This window comes from Acinetobacter sp. Ac_3412, from assembly GCF_013072675.1.
Classification (GTDB): domain Bacteria; phylum Pseudomonadota; class Gammaproteobacteria; order Pseudomonadales; family Moraxellaceae; genus Acinetobacter; species Acinetobacter higginsii.
In genome coordinates this window covers 141,441-160,411 of the sequence record NZ_LXUJ01000001.1, presented here as the reverse complement: position 1 = coordinate 160,411, position 18,971 = coordinate 141,441, and the positions used below count along the sequence as shown (strand labels likewise).

Genomic DNA, 18,971 nt, shown 5'->3' with positions numbered 1-18,971 from the left:
TATGTTGAAAATGGTGAACCATCAATTCAAGGTTTTACAATCTGTGCTTGCAAGTGTGATTGAAGGTGGGCGAGGTGTCTCTGGCACACCATTTCCAAATCAACCTGCAAAAGCACTCAAACTTTATGAATTCGAAGGTTCTCCATTTTGTCGTCGTGTCCGCGAAGTGATCACCTTGTTGAATTTGGATGTAGAAATTTATCCATGTCCTAAAGGTGGTCAAAAGTACCGCCAAATTGTCAAAGCAAAAGGTGGGAAACGCCAATTTCCATTCTTGATTGATGAAAATACAGGTGACCAATTATATGAGTCACAACAAATTATTCATCACTTGTTTAAACATTATGGGAACACTGGGAAGACACCGAAGAAATTTAGTCATTACCCAAAACTGCCTTATGTCTCTACTTTAGCAACAGTTGCCAATGCAGCACGTGGTGTATGGATTAACCAGCAGATTGTTGATCGCCCTGCGCCAGCTGAATTATTGGAGCTGTGGAGCTTTGAGGCCAGTCCTTATACGCGTTTAGTGCGCGAAGTTTTGACGGAATTAGAACTACCTTATATTTTGCATAATGTCTCAAAAGAACGTTGGCAGGACATGGGACCAGCAGCTTTACGTTTAAAACCTGGGAAATATATTCCATTGCCCAATGGCAAACGCGAAAAGGTTGTAGAAGTGATGGGGCGAGATATTCAGGTTCCGTATTTGGTTGATCCGAACACAGGCGTAAAAATGTTTGAATCTGCCAAGATTGTGGAATATTTAAAAACGCAGTACGGAAAATAAATGTTGAAAAAGCATCTTGTAGAAGATGCTTTTTTTATAGGTGGTTGTGTGATGTGAGTGTTGCTTGATTGGTCGTTTTAGCGGTTTAATATCATTGAAAAATAGAGTGATGTGATTGATCGATGTTAAGCCAACTGAGCAACCTATTCAAAAGTTCTAAAGAGACACCTGAGCAGTTATTTTTAAAAGAACATGCTTTAGTATTTGATACAGAGCAGGGCGCGATTCTAAATGGCGTGGTGTTGAATGGGTTGAGTGTTCGCTTGGAATATTTTTCTAATCGAAAATTAGATCGATTTGATGATTTAGAAAAGCTATTTCGGATTGCACCACAAATTAATGAAAAGATCGATTTGGAAATTCATTCACAACGCTTTGTTGAGCGATTAGGAAATACAGAAGTAAATCTAAAAGAGTTGAAGCAAGTGATTAAAGTGTTAAACGACTATTATGTGAAGTTTAAGCGGGCTAAATAGCCTAAGTAGTAAGATGGTCTTTAAAGTATAACATCCAAACGATAAAGCTCATAAACCAAAGACAAGAAGCGAAAAATATAATAATAGATAAATGCCTTTCTTCACCTGCTAAAAAGTGAAGTAGTACAAAGCATAGCCCTAAAAATAGGAAGATATTTATTATGAATAACCACATCTCTAATACCCATTGGTAATTTGATAGTTTATTTTTCGAGTTGTCATATAGGGTAGAGCAATGCATGAAGAAATGAAAAAGATAAAATTAAAATTAAAGACATAGCTCATCGCAAAAAATAGAGTACTAAAAAATATGCTGTTCATTGTCCTTTTATAGCCTTGTAGGCTTTCCACTGGATATTTAGCTAAAGCTTTTTTAAAAGATAATTCCGCAAGATAAAACCCAAATAAAAATAATAGAACCAGTAAAACTGGATGCCAAGCACCGATATAAAAAAGTTGATCGAATAAGAATGACTGCATAGGATAAATGTTATTTTGAGTTGTTGTTTATATAACCGAATTAATAATAAAAAAAGGACTAAATCCAAAGATTTAATCCCTTTTTTTTGATCAGGTTAGAGATTATTTTTCAATAATCGCCGTTACACCTTGACCACCAGCAGCACAGATCGAAACGAGGATACGACCTGAACCTTTTTCATTTAAGATTTTCGCAGCAGTCGCGATGATACGACCACCTGTTGCAGCGAATGGGTGACCCGCAGCTAAAGACGAACCTTTGATGTTCAGCTTGCTACGATCAATTGAACCTAAAGGCGCATCTAAGCCTAAACGCTCTTTACAGAATTTTTCATCTTCCCAAGCTTTCAACGTAGAAAGAACTTGTGATGCAAATGCTTCGTGGATTTCATAGTAGTCGAAATCTTGAAGTTTAAGGCCAGCGCGCTCAAGCATACGTGGAACTGCATAAGCAGGTGCCATCAATAAACCTTCTTTCTTACCAACGAAATCAACCGCAGCAGTTTCAGAGAAAGTTAGGTAAGCAAGTACTTCGTGACCATTTGCTTTAGCCCATTCTTCTGAAGCTAAAAGTACACATGAAGCACCATCAGTCAACGGCGTAGAGTTACCCGCTGTCATGGTTGCAGCTTCGCCTTTACCAAATGCAGGTTTTAATTTTGCTAATTTCTCAGCAGTAGAGTCAGCACGTAAGTTGTTGTCGCGGTTTAAACCCAAGAATGGCGTGATCAAGTCATCGAAGAAACCTTCTTCATATGCTTTTGCCATTTTTTGGTGAGAAGAAGCAGCTAAAGCATCTTGCTCTTCACGTGGAATACCCCATTCAAGCGCAGTAATAGCTTGATGATCACCCATAGATAAACCAGTACGTGGCTCACCATTTTTAGGTGCATCCATAAGATCTTTAACATTAATTTTTGCTAAAGCTTTTAAACGGTCTTTACCAGTTTTAGCAATGTTAAGCTCTAATAATGCTTTACGTAAGCCATCACCGAAAGCGATTGGTGCATCAGAAGTGGTATCCACACCACCTGCGATACCTACTTCGATTTGACCTAAAGCAATTTTGTTTGCTACGAGAAATGCTGCTTGTAAACCTGTACCACATGCTTGTTGAATGTCATATGCAGGCGTTTCTGGTGCAAGTTGAGTATTTAAAACACACTCACGAGTCATGTTGAAATCACGGCTGTGCTTTAATACTGCACCAGCAACCACTTCACCTAGGCGTTGACCTTGTAGGTTGAAGCGCTCAACCAAACCGTTTAACGCAGCTGTAAACATGTCGATGTTAGAAGCTGTGAAATAAGCGCCGTTAGAGCGAGCGAAAGGAATACGGTTACCGCCGATAATGGCAACACGGCGCACAGTGTTTTGGCTCATGGTTTTATCCTGTTGAACAGAAGGTTTGGTTGTTTTAGCTGTAGCTGCTTTTGTCGTCGTAGACGCAGCAGTGCTTTTTGTAGTCCCCGCACTACGTGTTGTAGAGCGAGCACGCGTTGTTTTTGGTGTCGTCGTTGCCGCTTTAGATGTTGTGCTTGCAGTTTTACGTGAAGTTGAAGCTGCTTTTGATGTATTTGACACAGTCTCTTGAGCGGAAGTCTCGACTGCTGGATTTTCTTGAGTTGTTTTGCTCATAAGGCTTTTCCAAGCATAATTGCGATATTCTTGCTACAAACATACCATATTTCCAATACTGCTGTATTGACTAGAATGACGCTTGAGACCACATTCAGGTCAAGACATCCAGACATGAACTCAAGTATGATTTGCTATGAGTCAATCAGACATTGATTTCATGCCATATCCCAACATGATTCATGTGTTTGTAACAAATTCATTTGTATGAGAGATAATAACCATGACTGATCAGTACCAAGCATTTACACAATCACCTTTAGGTAAGTTTGTGGTAAAAAATTTAGGTTTACCATCACCAGTTGCGCTAGATCGTTTTGAAAGTGCTCAACCAGTTGTAAATGGTGCAGTATTGTTTGGCGCAGCACCATCAAGCACGATTTCTGCTGCGATTGCTCAAGTTCTTAGCAATATTCATGCAGATAGCTATGTTGGCAATAATGTTGAATTACAACAAACGGCTGCAAAAGTAGGTTTAAATCTTCGTCCTCTTAATGTAGATGATAAAGAATCTAAATTTAAAGCAGTTGTATTTGATGCGTCTGGTATTCAAGATTCAGAACAATTAAAAGCGTTATATGACTTTTTCAATCCAATTGCACGCCAGATCTCAAGTTCAGGTCGTGTGATCGTGATTGGTACCACACCAGAAACTGCTAAAACAGTTAAACAAGCAATTGCACAGCGTGCGCTTGAAGGTTTTATCAAGTCAGTGGGTAAAGAATTTAAAAAGGGTATTACTGCGCAAGTGGTTTATGTAGACCAAGGTGCAGAAGCAAACCTTGAATCAACTTTACGTTTCTTGATTTCACCACGTTCTGCTTATGTATCTGGTCAAGTGATCCGTGTGTCTAAAGCAGATGTGGTTGATTTGGATTGGGCGAAGCCACTTGCAGGTAAAACAGCATTAGTGACTGGTGCGAGTCGTGGTATTGGTGAAGCGATTGCGCATGTATTGGCGCGTGATGGTGCACATGTGATTTGTTTGGATGTTCCGCAACAACAAGCTGACTTAGAGCGTGTTGCAGGTTCAATTGGCGGTTCTGTATTGGCAATCGATATTACTGCTGCTGATGCTGGTGAGAAAATCAAAACTGCCGCTGCAAAACAAGGCGGTTTAGACGTGATCGTACACAATGCAGGGATTACCCGTGACAAAACTTTGGCAAACATGAAGCCAGAGCTTTGGGATCTTGTAATCAACATTAACTTGTCTGCGATTGAACGTGTTAACGATTACTTACTATCTCATGATGGTTTAAATGCAAATGGTCGTATCGTTTGTGTATCATCAATCAGTGGTATCGCGGGTAACCTTGGTCAAACCAACTATGCAGTGTCTAAAGCAGGTGTGATTGGTTTGGTGAAATTTACTGCGCCAACATTGAAGAACGGGATTACCATCAATGCTGTTGCTCCTGGTTTCATTGAAACGCAAATGACTGCTGCGATTCCGTTCGCAATTCGTGAAGCAGGTCGTCGTATGAACTCAATGAACCAAGGTGGTTTACCTGTAGATGTGGCTGAAGCAATTGCTTGGTATGCTTCTACTGGTTCAACAGGTGTAACAGGTAACGTTGTTCGCGTCTGCGGTCAAAGCTTGTTAGGTGCTTAAGCATTAGGGTTTTGAAGAGGGGTGCTTGTGCATCCCTTTTTTATAAAAAATATTGAAAGGTTCATTATGAATACACGTCATTTTAGTCAGTTGCCAAAACCTTTTTTAGCTTATCCAAAAGTCATTCAAGGTCTCATTTTTAAAAAGCCAAAGGGCGAAAAGGTATTACCACAAGTTGAATATGTGGTGGATACACTTAAGATTGATAGCAAACATTTAGAAAGCTATAACGAGATTTGTGGTTTTAAAAATGATGGTTTCGTGCCAGCAATCTATTTGGCAGTTTTGTCGCAAAGTTTGCAAATGCATATGATGACCAGTGAAGCATTTCCATTCCCAATCTTAGGCTTGGTGCATATTCGTAACCAAATCAAGCAAACTCGCAAAATTGCTGTGAATGAGCAAATCACTTTATCGTGCAAGTTTGGCGAGCTAAAACCGCATGACAAAGGTTTACAGTTTGATTTCATCACGACTGCGAAAGTCGGTGGTGAAGTGGTGATGGAAAGTTTAACCACTTATTTATCACGCCAAAAAACTGAGAAAAAAGCAGTTGAAAAAGCCAAAGAAGTGAAAGAACCTGCTTACCAACCACAAGCAGAATGGAATATTTCTGAAAATACTGGTCGTCGTTATGCCGTGATTTCGGGTGACTTTAACTTGATTCATATCCATGCTGTGACTGCAAAAGCGTTTGGCTTTAAACAGGCGATTGCACATGGGATGTGGAGCAAAGCTAAAGCTTTGGCAAGTATCGAATTACCTGCGGCTTATGAGGCAGATGTTTGGTTTAAACTACCGATGTTCTTACCATCTACAGTGGAGTTTTTAACTGCAGCCGAGCCAAAACAAACAGATTTTTTAATTCGTAATGTGAAATCTAAAAAGCCACATGTTGCGGGTACAGTAAAAGCCCTTTAGTACTATCATATAATGTAAATAATCCCTGTTGTTCGCAACAGGGATCTGCTAACAAGTATAAATATCATAAGGATTTGAGCTTTGATTAAAGAACTTTTATTTGCCGATACACATCATTATCAAGGCAGTGTTGATGAACGCTTTATTGATTTGGCGAGCCAATTTAGCCGTCTGCAAGATGCACGAACCCAGCAAGGTGGTGCTGCATTGGTGGTGTATTTCCAAGGTCAAAAAGTTGTTGATATTTATACGGGTAAGAAATCTCAAGAAGAAGATTGGCAAGCCAATACCTTGGCCATGTGTTATTCAACTGGTAAAGGTATTCTCGCAACACTTACACATATTTTAGTGAGTGAAGGTGTGCTGGATTATGAGCAACCGATTGCACATTATTGGCCTGAATTCGCCCAGAATGGTAAAGCCAATATTACTTTACGTCATGTTTTATCACATCAAAGCGGTTTATTTGACATTCGCAATACCATTGAAACTGCAACAGAAATGCTGGATTGGTCGCATATGCTGGATGTGATTGCCGCAGCGACACCACGTTTTGCTGCTGGACAAAGTTTTGCTTATCAGCCTTTGACCTATGGCTGGATTTTGGGTGGTGTGCTTGAGAAAGCAGCCAAACAACCCTTAAGTTGGCTGATGCAACGCTATCTGGTACAACCGCTTGAACTGGATGGTGCGTATTTTGGGACACCAACAGCAGAATTAAATCGTGTTGCACGTTTATTGGAAAAACCGAAAACGGCACCTCAAGCTAAACCGCAGCAAAAGAAAAACAGTCAACCACGTAAAGCATCCTTATCAGAACGCTTATTGGAGCTCTCTGGGCAAAATCCACAAGATTTCCAAGATGCCATGATTCCAAAAGGCATGCGTCATTTTAGTTTCTACAGTGATGAAGGTTTGCAAGCTGTTATTCCTGCGGCCAATGGGGTATTTACTGCCGATAGTTTGGCAAAAGTTTATGCAATGCTAGCCAATCAAGGGCAATGGCAGGGGCAACAACTGATTCGCCCAGAAGTGTTTAAACAACTCAGTACGGTACAAAGCAAAGCACGTGATCGCGTGATGCCGATTCCAATGCATTGGCGTTTGGGCTATCACCGTATTTTAACGATGGGTAAACGTGCACCGCATGGTTTTGGACATGTTGGCTTTAATGGCTCAGGAGCATGGTGTGATTTTGATCGTGAACTCAGTTTTGCTTATACCCATAATTTTAATATTACCTCGGCAACAGGGGACTATCGTCTATGGGGCTTGAGCCAAGAAACGCTCCGCTGTGCAGATGAAATATTAACAGGTCGAAAAGGCTGGTTTTAATTTGCCTTAATTTGAAAGGGTGGAATGTGGTAAATCACGGCTTCATATTTGCTTTCAGTCTTGTATGCAGCAATAGTTCCACCTAAAAATTCAGCCAGTTTACGACTTGGTTGATTATCCACTGCAACAGGGTATAGGAAATATTGGGCGGATATGTGAGTAGAGGCCCAACGAAATACTTCTAAAATCGCTTCTTTGGCAAAGCCTTGATTGTGGCAATCTTCCCGAATCCATAATCCCACTTCAGGTGTTGATGTCTGCATTCGATGCACACCGATGAGACCAATAAACAGCTGATCTTGTTTACGACGTAATACAAAATGGCGATCGGTATGGTTTGTTTCGGCGATCAGCCATTGTTGCCCAATTTTTTCTTGGACTGCGAGGTTTTGAGCAGGCTCCCAAGCCATATAACGGGTTAACGTTTTTGTCACGCAAGGGTAGATATCAACAAGATCATCCATTTGAAATACAAATAAATCGAGTCTTGCTGTTTGTAATAATGCTCGTTTCATTGTTTACTCATTTTGATTTTTTAAACAATTCTGCCTGAATAATGGCTTCGGTGTGGCGTTTAAAATCGTTTTCATTTAAGCCAATCAACCCCAGTTTGTAAATCCCTTCTAGGCCACAGACAAAAGCAATCAAACGCCATGCGATGTCATCGCTATTGGTCTCAAAATGAAATTCACCTAATGCTTGACCTTCATCAATTATCCGTACAATTGAACGATGCCAGTCCTGCATGGCAATGTTATAAGCCTGTTTGATTTCCTGATCTTGATCAATTAAAACTTCAGCCTCATTCCATAAGCGTAAATAGGGTTGAATTTGTTCAATATTTTCACAGCCGAGCAATAGAGAAAGACGTTGTAGATAATTGACCGTTGTCACCTGATTTTCAATTTCGTCCAATTGTTGCATCAATTTAATAAAAGCTTCGGCCTTAAGCTGTGAGCTAGATGCAAAATGATGATGCACTTGCCCAGTTGATGTTTGGGCTTCAGTGGCGATACGACGAACTGTCATTGCAGAAAAACCTTCGTTTAATGCGACCTGCATCGCAGCTTGTAAAATCATTTCACGACGTTGTTCGCGGTTTAAATAAGCCATTCTTTTTTAGCACCTATAAGTACATACAAATCAGAGACAAATTAACTCAACTTTAAAAGTTGGACATGTGTTCAATTTTGGTTATAATAACGCCAATTTGAACAGTTGTCCAATTTAGAGGCATTTATGTCACGCAAGTGGTTAATTCTTGCAATTGTTGTATTGATCTATATTCCTGTCGCGATTGATGCAACCATTTTACATGTGGCGACACCCACTTTGAGCGAGTCGCTTTCTTCCTCAGCCAACGAACTGTTATGGATCATTGATATTTATTCACTGGTCATGGCGGGGCTGATTTTACCGATGGGTGCCTTAGGGGATCGTATTGGTTATAAACGCTTGATGATCATTGGTGCGGTGTTATTTGGTCTGGCCTCATTGGCAGCCGCATTTTCACCAACCGCATGGGTATTGATTGCTTCACGTGCTTTATTGGCCGTGGGCGGGGCAATGATTCTGCCTGCAACTTTGTCAGCAGTGCGTAATACTTTCCTTGATGAAAAACAGCGTAACTTCGCTTTAGGAATCTGGGCGACAGTCGGCGGTGGTGGTGCTGCCTTTGGCCCATTACTGGGTGGTTTTTTGCTTGAGCATTTCCACTGGGGTTCAGTGTTCCTCATCAATGTGCCCATTATGATTGCTGTAGTGGTATTGGCTGTATTGCTGATTCCGAAGCAAACAGGCCAGCCAAAGCAAAATCTGAATTTGTTACAAGCCTTGGTCTTGGTGGTTGCCATCCTGAGTATGATTTACGCGGTGAAATCGGTAATGCATGGCTTTACTGTGTGGTCGATTTTAATTTTTGCCGTCGGTTTCAGTTTGTTGGTTGGCTTTATTCGTCAGCAGTTGACTTCAAAATCGCCAATGATCGATATCCAATTGTTTAAACATCCTGTGATTGCAACAGGCGTCGTTATGGCGATTGTCTCGATGATGGCCTTGGTTGGATTCGAGCTATTGGTTTCGCAAGAACTGCAATTTGTGTATCAGCTTTCGCCATTGGCCGCAGGGGCATTTATTCTACCGTTTATGATTGCGATTAGTTTGGGTGGTCCTATTGCCAGTATGTTGGTGAATCGCTTTGGTCTACGCTCTGTCGCATCGCTTGGTATGCTGATGAGTGCAATCAGTCTGTGGGGCTTGGCCAATACCAATTTGATGCAAGCACAAATCCACGCATGGGCATGGATGGTGTTATTAGGTTTAAGTGTGGAAATTGCCTTGCTGTCTTCAACCTCAGCAATTATGTCCTCTGTTCCACCGAGCAAGGCCACTGCCGCAGGTGCGATTGAAGGGATGGCATACGAGTTAGGTGCAGGTTTAGGAATTGCCTTTTTCGGTCTGATGTTGTCATGGTTCTATGCCAACTCGATTGTGATTCCAAGCGATGTACCGAATAACATGCTGCAGCAGGCGAGTAGTTCAATTGGAGAAGCGATTCAAGTGGCGAAACAATTACAGCCAACAATTGCTGAGCATTTGATTCAAGCTGCAAAACAGGCCTTTAGTCAATCACATCGTTCTGTATTGAACGTTGCTGCGCTGTTGTTCTTGATTCTGTCGATTTTTATTTGGTTTGCATTGCCAAAAAGAGTCACTGTAGTCGAAGAGTAATCTCTGTCCCTGATCTAAACTGAGTTTAGGTCAGGGTGTTTGTTAAGGTGCACTTATTCCAAACTGACGTAAGATCTTACACAATTGAATCATGGGTAAGCCCATCAAGGTGGTTTGATCATCACCCACCATTTTTTCAAATAAGCTAATCCCCAAACATTCACATTTAAAACTACCCGCACAATGCAAGGGTTGGTCAATTTCAATATAACGTTCAATTTCTGGCAATGTCAGCTGACGAAATTTGACTTGGTAATGTTCAACCAATGTGGTTTCAAAGCCAGATTGCAAATGTTGTACGCTGAGTGCTGTACTAAAAAATACAGTTCGACCAGAATTGGCTTGTAATTGTTGAATGGCATTTTCAACACTCAGTGGTTTGCCAATAAAGTCATACGGAGCATGTTCGCGCCAAGCCACTTGATCTGAACCAATCACAATCGCATCAGGATGTTGCTGAGCAATCACACCTGCTTTCTCAAAAGCAAGACGTTTAGCCAAATCATCGGCATGTATTTCACCTGTTGCTGATTCATCAATATCAGGAGAAATACAGTGATAATCCAACCTTAAACGATCCATCAGATCTTTGCGGGTTTGACTGCTGGATGCCAAAATCAGTTCATGCTGAGGCATTAGACTGCATATTCCACAAGGATATTCAAGGGAACATAATGCAGAACGGCATTATGGCAAGCATTCAACTTAATCGGCGGTGCTTGTCCTGCTTGATAAGCTTCAACCCAACGCGTTACACAGATACACCAGAAGTCACCTGGTTTGAGACCAGGAAAGCCAACCTCGGGTAGAGGGGTGATCAAATCATTACCGACTTTTTGCGAGAAATTTAAAAACTCTGAGGTCATTTGGGCACACATTGTATGCTGACCTAAATCGGTGACCGCCGTGTGGCAAAAGCCATTACGAAAATACCCAGTGATCGGGTCATAACAACAGCTGGCTAAAGGTTCGCCAAGCACGTTTAAACGATTAATTTTTGGATCTGGATGAATTGACATAATAATAGAAAGATTTAGTGACGGTGATTATCATAATCAAAACTGAAGCTTTCGGCAGCTTTTCTGCAAAAAAACTCACCTTTATTTGAGAGAATCATTTAAAATTACGCCGTTTTTAAAATCAACTAGAGAGCCATCCATGAATTTTCAGCGCATGACTGATCTTGATTTAGCAGGTAAACGAGTTCTTATTCGTGAAGACTTAAACGTTCCTGTAAAAAATGGGGAAATTACCAGTGATGCACGTTTACGTGCTGCATTGCCAACTATTAAAGCGGCTTTAGAAAAAGGCGCAGCAGTGATGGTATTTTCTCATCTTGGTCGTCCTGTAGAAGGTGAGCCAAAACCAGAACAATCACTTGCACCAGTTGCTGCTTACTTAAGCAAAGCGTTGGGTCAAGATGTTAAATTATTCACAGATTATTTAGGTGGCGTTGAAGTGGCTGCGGGTCAAGTTGTGTTACTTGAAAACGTTCGTTTCAACCACGGCGAAAAGAAAAATAACCAAGAGCTTGCGAAGAAATACGCTGCGTTATGCGATGTATTTGTTATGGATGCATTCGGTACAGCGCACCGTGCAGAAGCATCAACAGAAGGTGTTGCACGTTTTGCGCCAATCGCAGCAGCGGGTCCTTTATTGGCAGCTGAGTTAGATGCGCTAGGCCGTGCAATGCAAACCCCAGAAAAACCAATGGTTGCAATTGTTGCAGGCTCTAAAGTATCAACTAAACTTGATGTGTTGACTTCATTGTCTACAATCTGTGATCAATTGATTGTGGGTGGTGGTATTGCCAATACCTTCTTGGCTGCAGCTGGTTTTAATGTGGGTAAATCACTTTACGAAGCGGATTTGGTTGAAACGGCAAAACAAATTGCGGCAAAAGTGAGTGTTCCATTACCTACAGATGTTGTGGTTGCAGATGCAAGCCAAATCAACTTTGAAGATTTCCTTGGTTCATTGGCAAGTGCACAAGCTGTTGTGAAAAACGTGGCTGATGTCACTGATACCGATATGATTTTGGATGTTGGTCCTGAAACGGCTAAAGCATTTGCAGACATCTTAAAATCGTCTAAAACAATTCTTTGGAATGGCCCAGTGGGTGTTTTCGAAGTCGATCAATTCGGTGAAGGCACTAAAACACTTTCATTGGCGATTGCTGAATCTGCTGGTTTCTCGATTGCAGGTGGTGGTGATACGCTTGCTGCGATTGATAAATATCAAGTTGCTGATCAAATTGGCTATATCTCAACAGGTGGCGGTGCATTCTTAGAGTTCGTAGAAGGCAAAACTTTACCTGCTGTTGCTGTTTTACTTGAGCGTGCTTAATCAAGTTTTAATTTATTGATTAATAATAAGATAATTTAAAAAGAGTCGATATTTATCGGCTCTTTTTACTTTTGTACAACGTTATCGTCATTAAAATGTCATATATCTGAAATATGATTGTCATAACTTAACCAAGTAACTGTGGAAAGCCGTGATGAAATTTAAATTAACCCTTGCCGCTCTAATTATTGCTCCAATCATGCTGACTGCATGTGCAAAGAAAGAAGAAGCGAAAAATGCTGAACAGCAAGACCAAACAGCTGCTGCTGTATCAACACAGACATCCCCAGAGCAACAAGCTGCAATTGATGCGATTGATAAACCGAATTTAGATGAAAAGAATACTGATGTTGCTGCGAGCGAAGCGCACTAAGTAATTGAGAAAATAAAAGCCGATGTTTTTACATCGGCTTTTTTGTATTTATGAATTAGCTTTGCAGTAGAAGGTAAGCGTGGTTTGATAATCATCATCTCGAGCTAAAGAGGCATTCTTGCCCGTAAGTGTGCCGAGTACACCTGCTGCAGCTTCAACCATTTTACCTGTTTGTTCATTGACCACACCTTTTAATACACCTTGGTACGCGGTTTTTTCGTCAACAACGACTGGGGCTGTGTTACGGGTACAGGTTTTTTGAGCGGCAGTTACTGCATTGTTTTTTGCAATCAGGTTGGTTTTACCAATACCTGTGACTTCGTACTGATTATTTTCTTTTTGAATTGCCAACGTGTTGGTCGGTGTAGATGCACATGCTGTCAATCCGAGTGCCAAACCACCAACTAAACTCATGATTAAGGTTTTTTTCATTACTTGTTCTCAAGTCGTTACATAATTGTATTATTGGAACATAGAATTTCTGAGCGCTTTTGCAGGTTATGTACAGTTTGTGCAGACACTCTGTAAATTTTCTCAAATGAATGATGAGTTTAGCGATGATGATATTTGTTATTTACTCACGAAATTCAATATAGACGTCTGTGACAAGCATGAATTAAGCATAGTGGAAATCATTCAGATTATGCTAATCTAGCGCCATCCTTGTGTTAGTTAGATTCATTTCAATGACGGACTCAAATATAGAGACAATTCATCAAAATATTCATCAACGTCAATCTATTGGGCAACTGATTGAGCCTGCACCAAATACAGAACAACTCGAAAAAGCAGTGCAAGCTGCATTGACTGCGCCTGATCATCATCGTTTAAAACCAACTCGTTTTGTGGTTGTCACCCCAGAGTTACGCGCGGCTTTTGGTGAGCAATTGGCGAGTGCTTTAGCAGATTTGGGTGAGACAGATTCTGCACAACTTGATCGAGTGAAACAGCATCCGTTTCGTGCACCTTTGTTGGTTTTAGCATTAACCACGATTCAAGATCATCCTAAAGTTCCACACTTTGAACAGATTTTAAGTACAGGGGCTGCGATTCAAAACTTCTTGTTGTCATTACAAGCGCAAGGCTTTGCAACCATGTGGCGTTCTGGGGCTGTGGTTGAATCGAATTGGTTGAAACAGCAATTGGGATTAAAACAACAGGATCTTATTTCTGGAATTATTTATATTGGAACAGCAGCGAAAGCGATTGCGCCAAGAGCAGAAATAGACAGTCAAGATTTTGTAAAAGTATGGCAAGTAACCTAAGCTTTGTTTTGCATGATTAAAGAAAGAAATTCGTTTCAGGATAAAAAATGACAGAGTTAAATTTTAGTGATTTAGTTGAGCCAGTTGCCGTAGATCAGAAAACAGCATTAAGAATTACGGTCTTGGGCGGTGGTAGTTTTGGCACGGCAATGGCAAATTTAGCGACCAGAAATGGTTGCGATACCATGATTTGGATTCGTGATGCTGCTGTTGCAGAAGAAATTAATCAAACGCATATCAATAAACGCTATTTACCTGATTATCCATTGGAACCTGCTTTGCGTGCAGTGGCTGACTTAGAGCTTGCTGTACGCGATCGTGATATTATTTTGGTTGCCATTCCAAGTCATTCATTCCGAGATGTACTCAAACAGATTGCGCCGTTTATTACTTCTCAGGCTGTGGTTTCATTGACCAAAGGCATTGAAGCAAAAACCTTTAGTTTTATGAGTGATATTATTCGCACAGAATTACCAGAAGTGCCGTACGGTGTTTTATCTGGTCCAAATCTTGCCAAAGAAATCATGGCGGGTATGCCTTCAGGAACGGTTATCGCCAGTGAGTCAGAACTAGTTCGTTATGCGGTGCAACACGCTTTGCATAGTGCTTTATTCCGCGTGTTTGGTAGCGACGATGTGCATGGTGTTGAACTAGGCGGCGCATTAAAAAATATTTATGCAGTTGCCATGGGCATGGGGGGGGCTTATAAGATTGGTGAAAATACCAAAAGTATGATTTTGACCCGAGCTTTGGCAGAAATGAGCCGTTTTGCAGTGAAGCAAGGGGCTAATCCTTTGACTTTCCTCGGTCTGTCTGGTGTCGGTGATTTATTTGCCACCTGTAACAGCCCATTAAGCCGTAATTACCAAATTGGTTTTGCTTTAGGTTCTGGGAAAACCTTAGACCAAGCGACTAAAGAGTTGGGTCAAACTGCGGAAGGGATTAATACCATCGTTCAGGTTCGAACCAAAGCGGAAGAGCTGGATGTATATATGCCAATTACCAATGCGCTGTATGATGTGATTTTTGAAGGTGCGCCACCAATGACCATTGCGTTGTCTTTGATGAAAAATGGTCATCGCAGTGATGTGGAATTTGTTTTACCGCATCATGAAGTCTAATCAAAAAACTGTCATCTATTCGCGTTATGATGCAGCTATAAAAAATAAGGTCGTTTTATGCAGTTAACTTTAGTTCGTCACGGTGAAGCCTCTCCAGCCATCAATGGAAATGATATGCAGCGTCCACTCACACCACGTGGGCATCAACAAGCTGAGCAAACAGGACATTTCTTAAAAGATGTGATTCAACCAGAAATCTTTGTGGTGAGTCCTTTATTACGTGCACAGGAAACTTTGGCCCATATCAAAGCGCATTTTCACGGTATTCCAGTTTTAATTTGCGATAAGATTAAACCTGATGATGATGCCAAAGATGCGATTGAATGGCTGTCAAAATTACCCTATGAATCGATTGCAGTGGTGTGCCATATGAATGTTGTGGCACATATTGAAGAACAATTGACGCATGAAGGCTTTAATCCATTTGCATTGGCAGAAGCACGTATTTATGATCAAGCTGTGATCGCGAATGGTTTGTCGACACAAAAGAATCGTTTTACACCAACATTATAATTTTTATATATCCGCAATAGGATAAGGGTACTGAACACCGATGCTGTATTTATGGATGCCCGAAACCAATGGAACATGGTATTGGTCGGCAGGGGAAAATTGGTTGCAGGCACAAAGTCTTGAACAGTTGATTCAGGACTTGCAAGAGCATCATGGAAAAGAGGCTGTGGTTTATTTTCCAAGCCGAAATGCGCAATTATTACAACAACCAATGACCAAGGCACATTACAAACAATTAGGACAGGAGGGCGTTAAATACCTCTTGGAAGAGTTTGTTACCTTGCCAATTGATCAAATGAAAGTAGTTCATCATTTTCAAAATGATCAGCTCAATATCTTGGGTGTAGCGCAATATTCGATTGAAACATGGCAACATGCACTGAGTCTTTTGCCGATCCAGATTACAGCATTCTTGCCTGACTTTTTGATTGCACCTGAACCAGAACAGGATCAAGTGGTACTACTCAATCTTTATGATCATTTGCTGGTGAGAGAAAATACTTGGTTTGGAAACTCAGTCGATGACCTCGCCTTATACCTTGAATTTCAAACTGCAGAAACACAATATAAATTTGCCAATCTTAATGCCAGCCAACTGGAAAGTTTAGCTACCGCATCTAGTAAAGATCAGCGGACCGAATTTAGTTATCAATTTGAACAACTATTAAGACCTAAACAGCATCCTTTCAATGTTTTACCTAAAGCTAAAAATGCTGAAACACAATGGTCAGGATATTGGAAAGCTGCGGCTGCCGTATTGTTGGCTGTGATTGTTGTACAGCTTGGTTATGATGCCTTGCGTTGGTCGAAGCTGAAAAAAGTTGCGGATCAAACCGCAAGCCAAGCGATTGAGCAATATAAATATTGGTTTGGTGAGAATAGCCGTGTCACCGAACAAAATATTAAAAGCCAGTTTGAAAGCCAATTGCGTATGAGTCAACTTGGTGATACGCAAGCACTTTCGCTGTTAAGCCGTGTTGGACCAATTTTGATGCAAAAACAAATCGTTGCTCAGCAGGTGAGTTATGATGCTTCAACTTTGGCTATGTCACTTAAAGCAAAATCTGCGGATGATTTACAAGGATTAACTCAACAATTAAACCAACAAGGTTTCCAAGCTGAATTAGGCAATATTCAGGCGGATACAGTTGGCGCAATTGGGGTGGTAAAAGTAAAATAATGAAAGCATTAACACGATTACAAAATAGCTTTGATCAGAAAATCGAAGCGTTAAATGAATATTTACAAGGCTTATCTGTCCGTGAACGGGTAATGGTGATTTTTACCACCATTTTTGTCATTGTGACCGTGATTGGTTTTGCTTTGTGGAAAACGCATGCATTGGCAGATCAACAACAAAAACGGTTAAATGAATTAAAAGATCTAACCGTGTGGATGCAGAGTAATGCGGCGACAATGAAACCTGCAAATGATGTGGGATTGACTGCAGCTGATAAAATACAACGAACGGCCCAACAACAAGGTTTAGCTGTTTCTTCACAGCAAAATGGTGAGCAGATTCAGCTTGTTGCAGAACACCAGAATTATGCTGTGTTGGCTAACTTTTTGATGCAGTTGTCTCAAATGGGTATCAGTATCCAAAAAATGGATATGGTCTCTAACAATAATCAGATTAAATTAACTGCAACAGTACAGTAAGCAATTAAAAACCCTATGTCAGGCATGGCGTTTTGATACGCCTATGCCTATAATGTGCCTACTTGAAAATCAGTAGACTGTGATTGGTATGTTATATTCATTGGCTCGCCCTTTGTTGTTTACTTTAGCACCAGAGCGTGCACATGAACTGACTCTCTCTATGCTCGATAAAGCCCATAAAATTGGCTTTATGCATCAGAAAGTTGCGGCAAAACCTGTGACCTGTATGGGAATTGAATTTCCAAATCCTGTTGGTCTTGCGGCCGGTTTAGATAAAAATGGTGCACATATTGATGCTTTAGCTGCATTAGGTTTTGGTTTTATCGAGATTGGAACCATTACTCCACGTCCACAAGCAGGTAATCCTCAACCACGTTTATTTCGTATCCCTCAAGCAAAAGCCATTATTAACCGCATGGGTTTTAATAATGATGGCGTGGATAAACTGATTGAAAATGTAAAAGCGTCAAAATTTAAAGGTGTTTTAGGGATCAATATCGGTAAAAATGCAGATACACCTGTTGAAGATGCAGTATCTGACTATTTGATTTGCCTAGAAAAAGTTTATAATTACGCTTCTTATATTACGGTTAATATTTCATCACCAAATACAAAAAATTTACGTAGTTTGCAAAGTGGTGATGCGCTCACTGAGTTGTTACAAACTTTAAAAGATCGCCAACTCGAACTGGCAAATCAATATAATCATTATGTTCCTCTCGTTCTTAAAGTGGCACCAGATTTAACTTCAGAAGATATTCAATTCATTGCAGCACAATTATTGCAATTTAAAATTGATGGACTAATCGTAACAAATACCACGCTAGGGCGTGAAGGTGTTGAAAACTTGCCAAATGGAAACGAGGCAGGTGGTTTGTCAGGTGCACCCGTATTTGAAAAGAGTACCGAATGTTTAGGTCAATTTGCCAAAGTATTGGCGGGTCAAATTCCATTGATTGGTGTCGGTGGTATTTTGTCTGGTGAACAAGCGGTTGCCAAACAGCAAGCTGGAGCGAGTTTGGTACAAGTTTATAGCGGGTTGATCTATACCGGCCCAACACTTGTAAAAGATTGTGTTAATGCGATGACTGTGTGAAATGAACACACTTGATATCATCATTCTGGTCATTTTGCTCATTGGAGGGCTGAACGGTTTGCGTCAAGGATTTATCAAAGCCTTTGCGAACTTGATCGGATGGATATTCGCATTGATCATTGGGGCAAAATACGCTGTGGTTTTGGCACCTGCGATGAGCAGTCTAAGCCAAGATCCTGTTGTGCAAAAAATCGCAGCATTTGCCTTTATTGTGTTGATCATTGTGGTGTGTACATGGATTGTGTCTGCATTACTCAATGGGCTCTTGAAAAGTCTGAAATTGGGCCCATTAAATCGTTTAGCAGGTGGTGCATTTGGTTCTCTCAAAGGACTACTGATTGTGCTGATCGCAATGCAGGGTTTAGGGCCTTGGGTTGAGAGTTCACCGCACTGGAAACAGTCTAAATTTGTACAAATTCTATTACCTTATGCACCTTTGGCAACTGAATTGTCCAAAGATGCAGCAAATCAAGCTTTAAATCAAATGACATCAGAAGGTGCGTTGTTACATCGCCCTTCGACTGAAATGGACCAGTCAGAACGTGCTTCAGTTGATGAGCGTTCTGATCATTCGACGAAAAATCCTTTTTATTAATCGCTAGCTTGTCGCGAG

Annotated in this window: 21 protein-coding genes; 15 read left to right on the top strand and 6 right to left on the bottom strand. The window is 40.8% G+C overall.

Annotation, left to right across the window (positions count from 1 at the left end):
- The first annotated feature begins 1 nt into the window (after position 1).
- Positions 2–790: a glutathione S-transferase N-terminal domain-containing protein gene (locus tag A7P54_RS00775; protein WP_171548351.1), complete on the top strand. Its 789-nt coding sequence runs from the start codon at positions 2–4 to the stop codon at positions 788–790.
- 122 nt (positions 791–912) lie between these two features.
- A complete protein-coding gene (locus tag A7P54_RS00770) occupies positions 913–1,266 on the top strand; it encodes a hypothetical protein (protein WP_171548350.1) in 354 nt (117 codons plus the stop codon).
- A gap of 582 nt (positions 1,267–1,848) precedes the next feature.
- Here A7P54_RS00770 and A7P54_RS00765 read toward each other — a convergent pair.
- Positions 1,849–3,384, bottom strand: a complete 1,536-nt coding sequence (locus A7P54_RS00765) for an acetyl-CoA C-acetyltransferase (protein WP_171548349.1) — start codon at positions 3,382–3,384, stop codon at positions 1,849–1,851.
- Positions 3,385–3,607: 223 nt separating this feature from the next.
- Here A7P54_RS00765 and A7P54_RS00760 point away from each other — a divergent pair, with 223 nt between their 5' ends.
- The 3 genes from A7P54_RS00760 (at position 3,608) to A7P54_RS00750 (ending at position 7,255) form a co-directional block, all read left to right on the top strand.
- Entirely contained in the window at positions 3,608–4,999 is a 1,392-nt protein-coding gene (locus A7P54_RS00760; RefSeq protein WP_171548348.1) for a 3-oxoacyl-ACP reductase, read from the top strand.
- A 66-nt stretch (positions 5,000–5,065) separates the two neighbouring features.
- Positions 5,066–5,920, top strand: a complete 855-nt coding sequence (locus tag A7P54_RS00755) for a MaoC/PaaZ C-terminal domain-containing protein (RefSeq protein WP_171548347.1) — start codon at positions 5,066–5,068, stop codon at positions 5,918–5,920.
- 81 nt (positions 5,921–6,001) lie between these two features.
- Positions 6,002–7,255, top strand: coding sequence for a serine hydrolase domain-containing protein (locus A7P54_RS00750; RefSeq protein ID WP_171548346.1), 1,254 nt, complete (start codon positions 6,002–6,004; stop codon positions 7,253–7,255).
- Here A7P54_RS00750 and A7P54_RS00745 read toward each other — a convergent pair.
- Complete coding sequence (locus A7P54_RS00745) at positions 7,252–7,770, bottom strand: GNAT family N-acetyltransferase (RefSeq protein WP_005316313.1); 519 nt, start codon at positions 7,768–7,770, stop codon at positions 7,252–7,254. The genes A7P54_RS00750 and A7P54_RS00745 overlap by 4 nt on opposite strands.
- A gap of 7 nt (positions 7,771–7,777) precedes the next feature.
- Positions 7,778–8,368, bottom strand: a complete 591-nt coding sequence (locus tag A7P54_RS00740) for a TetR family transcriptional regulator (RefSeq protein WP_171548345.1) — start codon at positions 8,366–8,368, stop codon at positions 7,778–7,780.
- A 126-nt stretch (positions 8,369–8,494) separates the two neighbouring features.
- Here A7P54_RS00740 and A7P54_RS00735 point away from each other — a divergent pair, with 126 nt between their 5' ends.
- Complete coding sequence (locus tag A7P54_RS00735) at positions 8,495–9,985, top strand: MFS transporter (protein WP_171548344.1); 1,491 nt, start codon at positions 8,495–8,497, stop codon at positions 9,983–9,985.
- A gap of 42 nt (positions 9,986–10,027) precedes the next feature.
- On the opposite strand, the gene A7P54_RS00730 is transcribed toward A7P54_RS00735, so the two are convergent.
- Positions 10,028–10,621, bottom strand: a complete 594-nt coding sequence (locus tag A7P54_RS00730; RefSeq protein ID WP_171548343.1) for a Maf family protein — start codon at positions 10,619–10,621, stop codon at positions 10,028–10,030.
- On the bottom strand, positions 10,621–11,004 hold the full coding sequence (locus tag A7P54_RS00725) for a DUF2237 domain-containing protein (RefSeq protein ID WP_004653014.1): 384 nt from the start codon (positions 11,002–11,004) through the stop codon (positions 10,621–10,623). The genes A7P54_RS00730 and A7P54_RS00725 overlap by 1 nt, the downstream gene beginning before the upstream one ends.
- A gap of 139 nt (positions 11,005–11,143) precedes the next feature.
- Between A7P54_RS00725 and A7P54_RS00720 the strand changes: the two genes are divergently transcribed.
- Together A7P54_RS00720 and A7P54_RS00715 are read left to right on the top strand one after the other, a co-directional pair.
- Complete coding sequence (locus tag A7P54_RS00720; RefSeq protein WP_171548342.1) at positions 11,144–12,331, top strand: phosphoglycerate kinase; 1,188 nt, start codon at positions 11,144–11,146, stop codon at positions 12,329–12,331.
- A 154-nt stretch (positions 12,332–12,485) separates the two neighbouring features.
- The gene (locus tag A7P54_RS00715) at positions 12,486–12,704 is read left to right on the top strand and encodes a hypothetical protein (protein WP_171548341.1); all 219 of its coding nucleotides are present in this window, start codon (positions 12,486–12,488) and stop codon (positions 12,702–12,704) included.
- Between the two features lie 48 nt (positions 12,705–12,752).
- On the opposite strand, the gene A7P54_RS00710 is transcribed toward A7P54_RS00715, so the two are convergent.
- Positions 12,753–13,136 carry a hypothetical protein gene (locus A7P54_RS00710; RefSeq protein ID WP_005202905.1) on the bottom strand — a complete coding sequence of 128 codons (384 nt, stop codon included), beginning with the start codon at positions 13,134–13,136 and terminating at the stop codon, positions 12,753–12,755.
- Between the two features lie 254 nt (positions 13,137–13,390).
- On the opposite strand from A7P54_RS00710, the gene A7P54_RS00705 reads away from it, so the two are divergent.
- The 7 genes from A7P54_RS00705 (at position 13,391) to A7P54_RS00675 (ending at position 18,953) form a co-directional block, all read left to right on the top strand.
- A complete protein-coding gene (locus tag A7P54_RS00705; protein ID WP_151715811.1) occupies positions 13,391–13,969 on the top strand; it encodes a nitroreductase in 579 nt (192 codons plus the stop codon).
- A 47-nt stretch (positions 13,970–14,016) separates the two neighbouring features.
- Positions 14,017–15,090: an NAD(P)H-dependent glycerol-3-phosphate dehydrogenase gene (locus A7P54_RS00700; RefSeq protein ID WP_004807911.1), complete on the top strand. Its 1,074-nt coding sequence runs from the start codon at positions 14,017–14,019 to the stop codon at positions 15,088–15,090.
- A 57-nt stretch (positions 15,091–15,147) separates the two neighbouring features.
- Entirely contained in the window at positions 15,148–15,603 is a 456-nt protein-coding gene (locus tag A7P54_RS00695) for a phosphoglycerate mutase family protein (RefSeq protein ID WP_171548340.1), read from the top strand.
- A gap of 40 nt (positions 15,604–15,643) precedes the next feature.
- Positions 15,644–16,783: a type II secretion system protein GspL gene (gspL, locus tag A7P54_RS00690; RefSeq protein ID WP_171548339.1), complete on the top strand. Its 1,140-nt coding sequence runs from the start codon at positions 15,644–15,646 to the stop codon at positions 16,781–16,783.
- Positions 16,783–17,262, top strand: a complete 480-nt coding sequence (gspM, locus tag A7P54_RS00685; RefSeq protein WP_005189530.1) for a type II secretion system protein GspM — start codon at positions 16,783–16,785, stop codon at positions 17,260–17,262. The genes gspL and gspM overlap by 1 nt, the downstream gene beginning before the upstream one ends.
- An 88-nt stretch (positions 17,263–17,350) precedes the next feature.
- Entirely contained in the window at positions 17,351–18,358 is a 1,008-nt protein-coding gene (locus A7P54_RS00680) for a quinone-dependent dihydroorotate dehydrogenase (protein WP_171548338.1), read from the top strand.
- A gap of 1 nt (position 18,359) precedes the next feature.
- A complete protein-coding gene (locus A7P54_RS00675; RefSeq protein ID WP_004807899.1) occupies positions 18,360–18,953 on the top strand; it encodes a CvpA family protein in 594 nt (197 codons plus the stop codon).
- Positions 18,954–18,971: the final 18 nt, after the last annotated feature.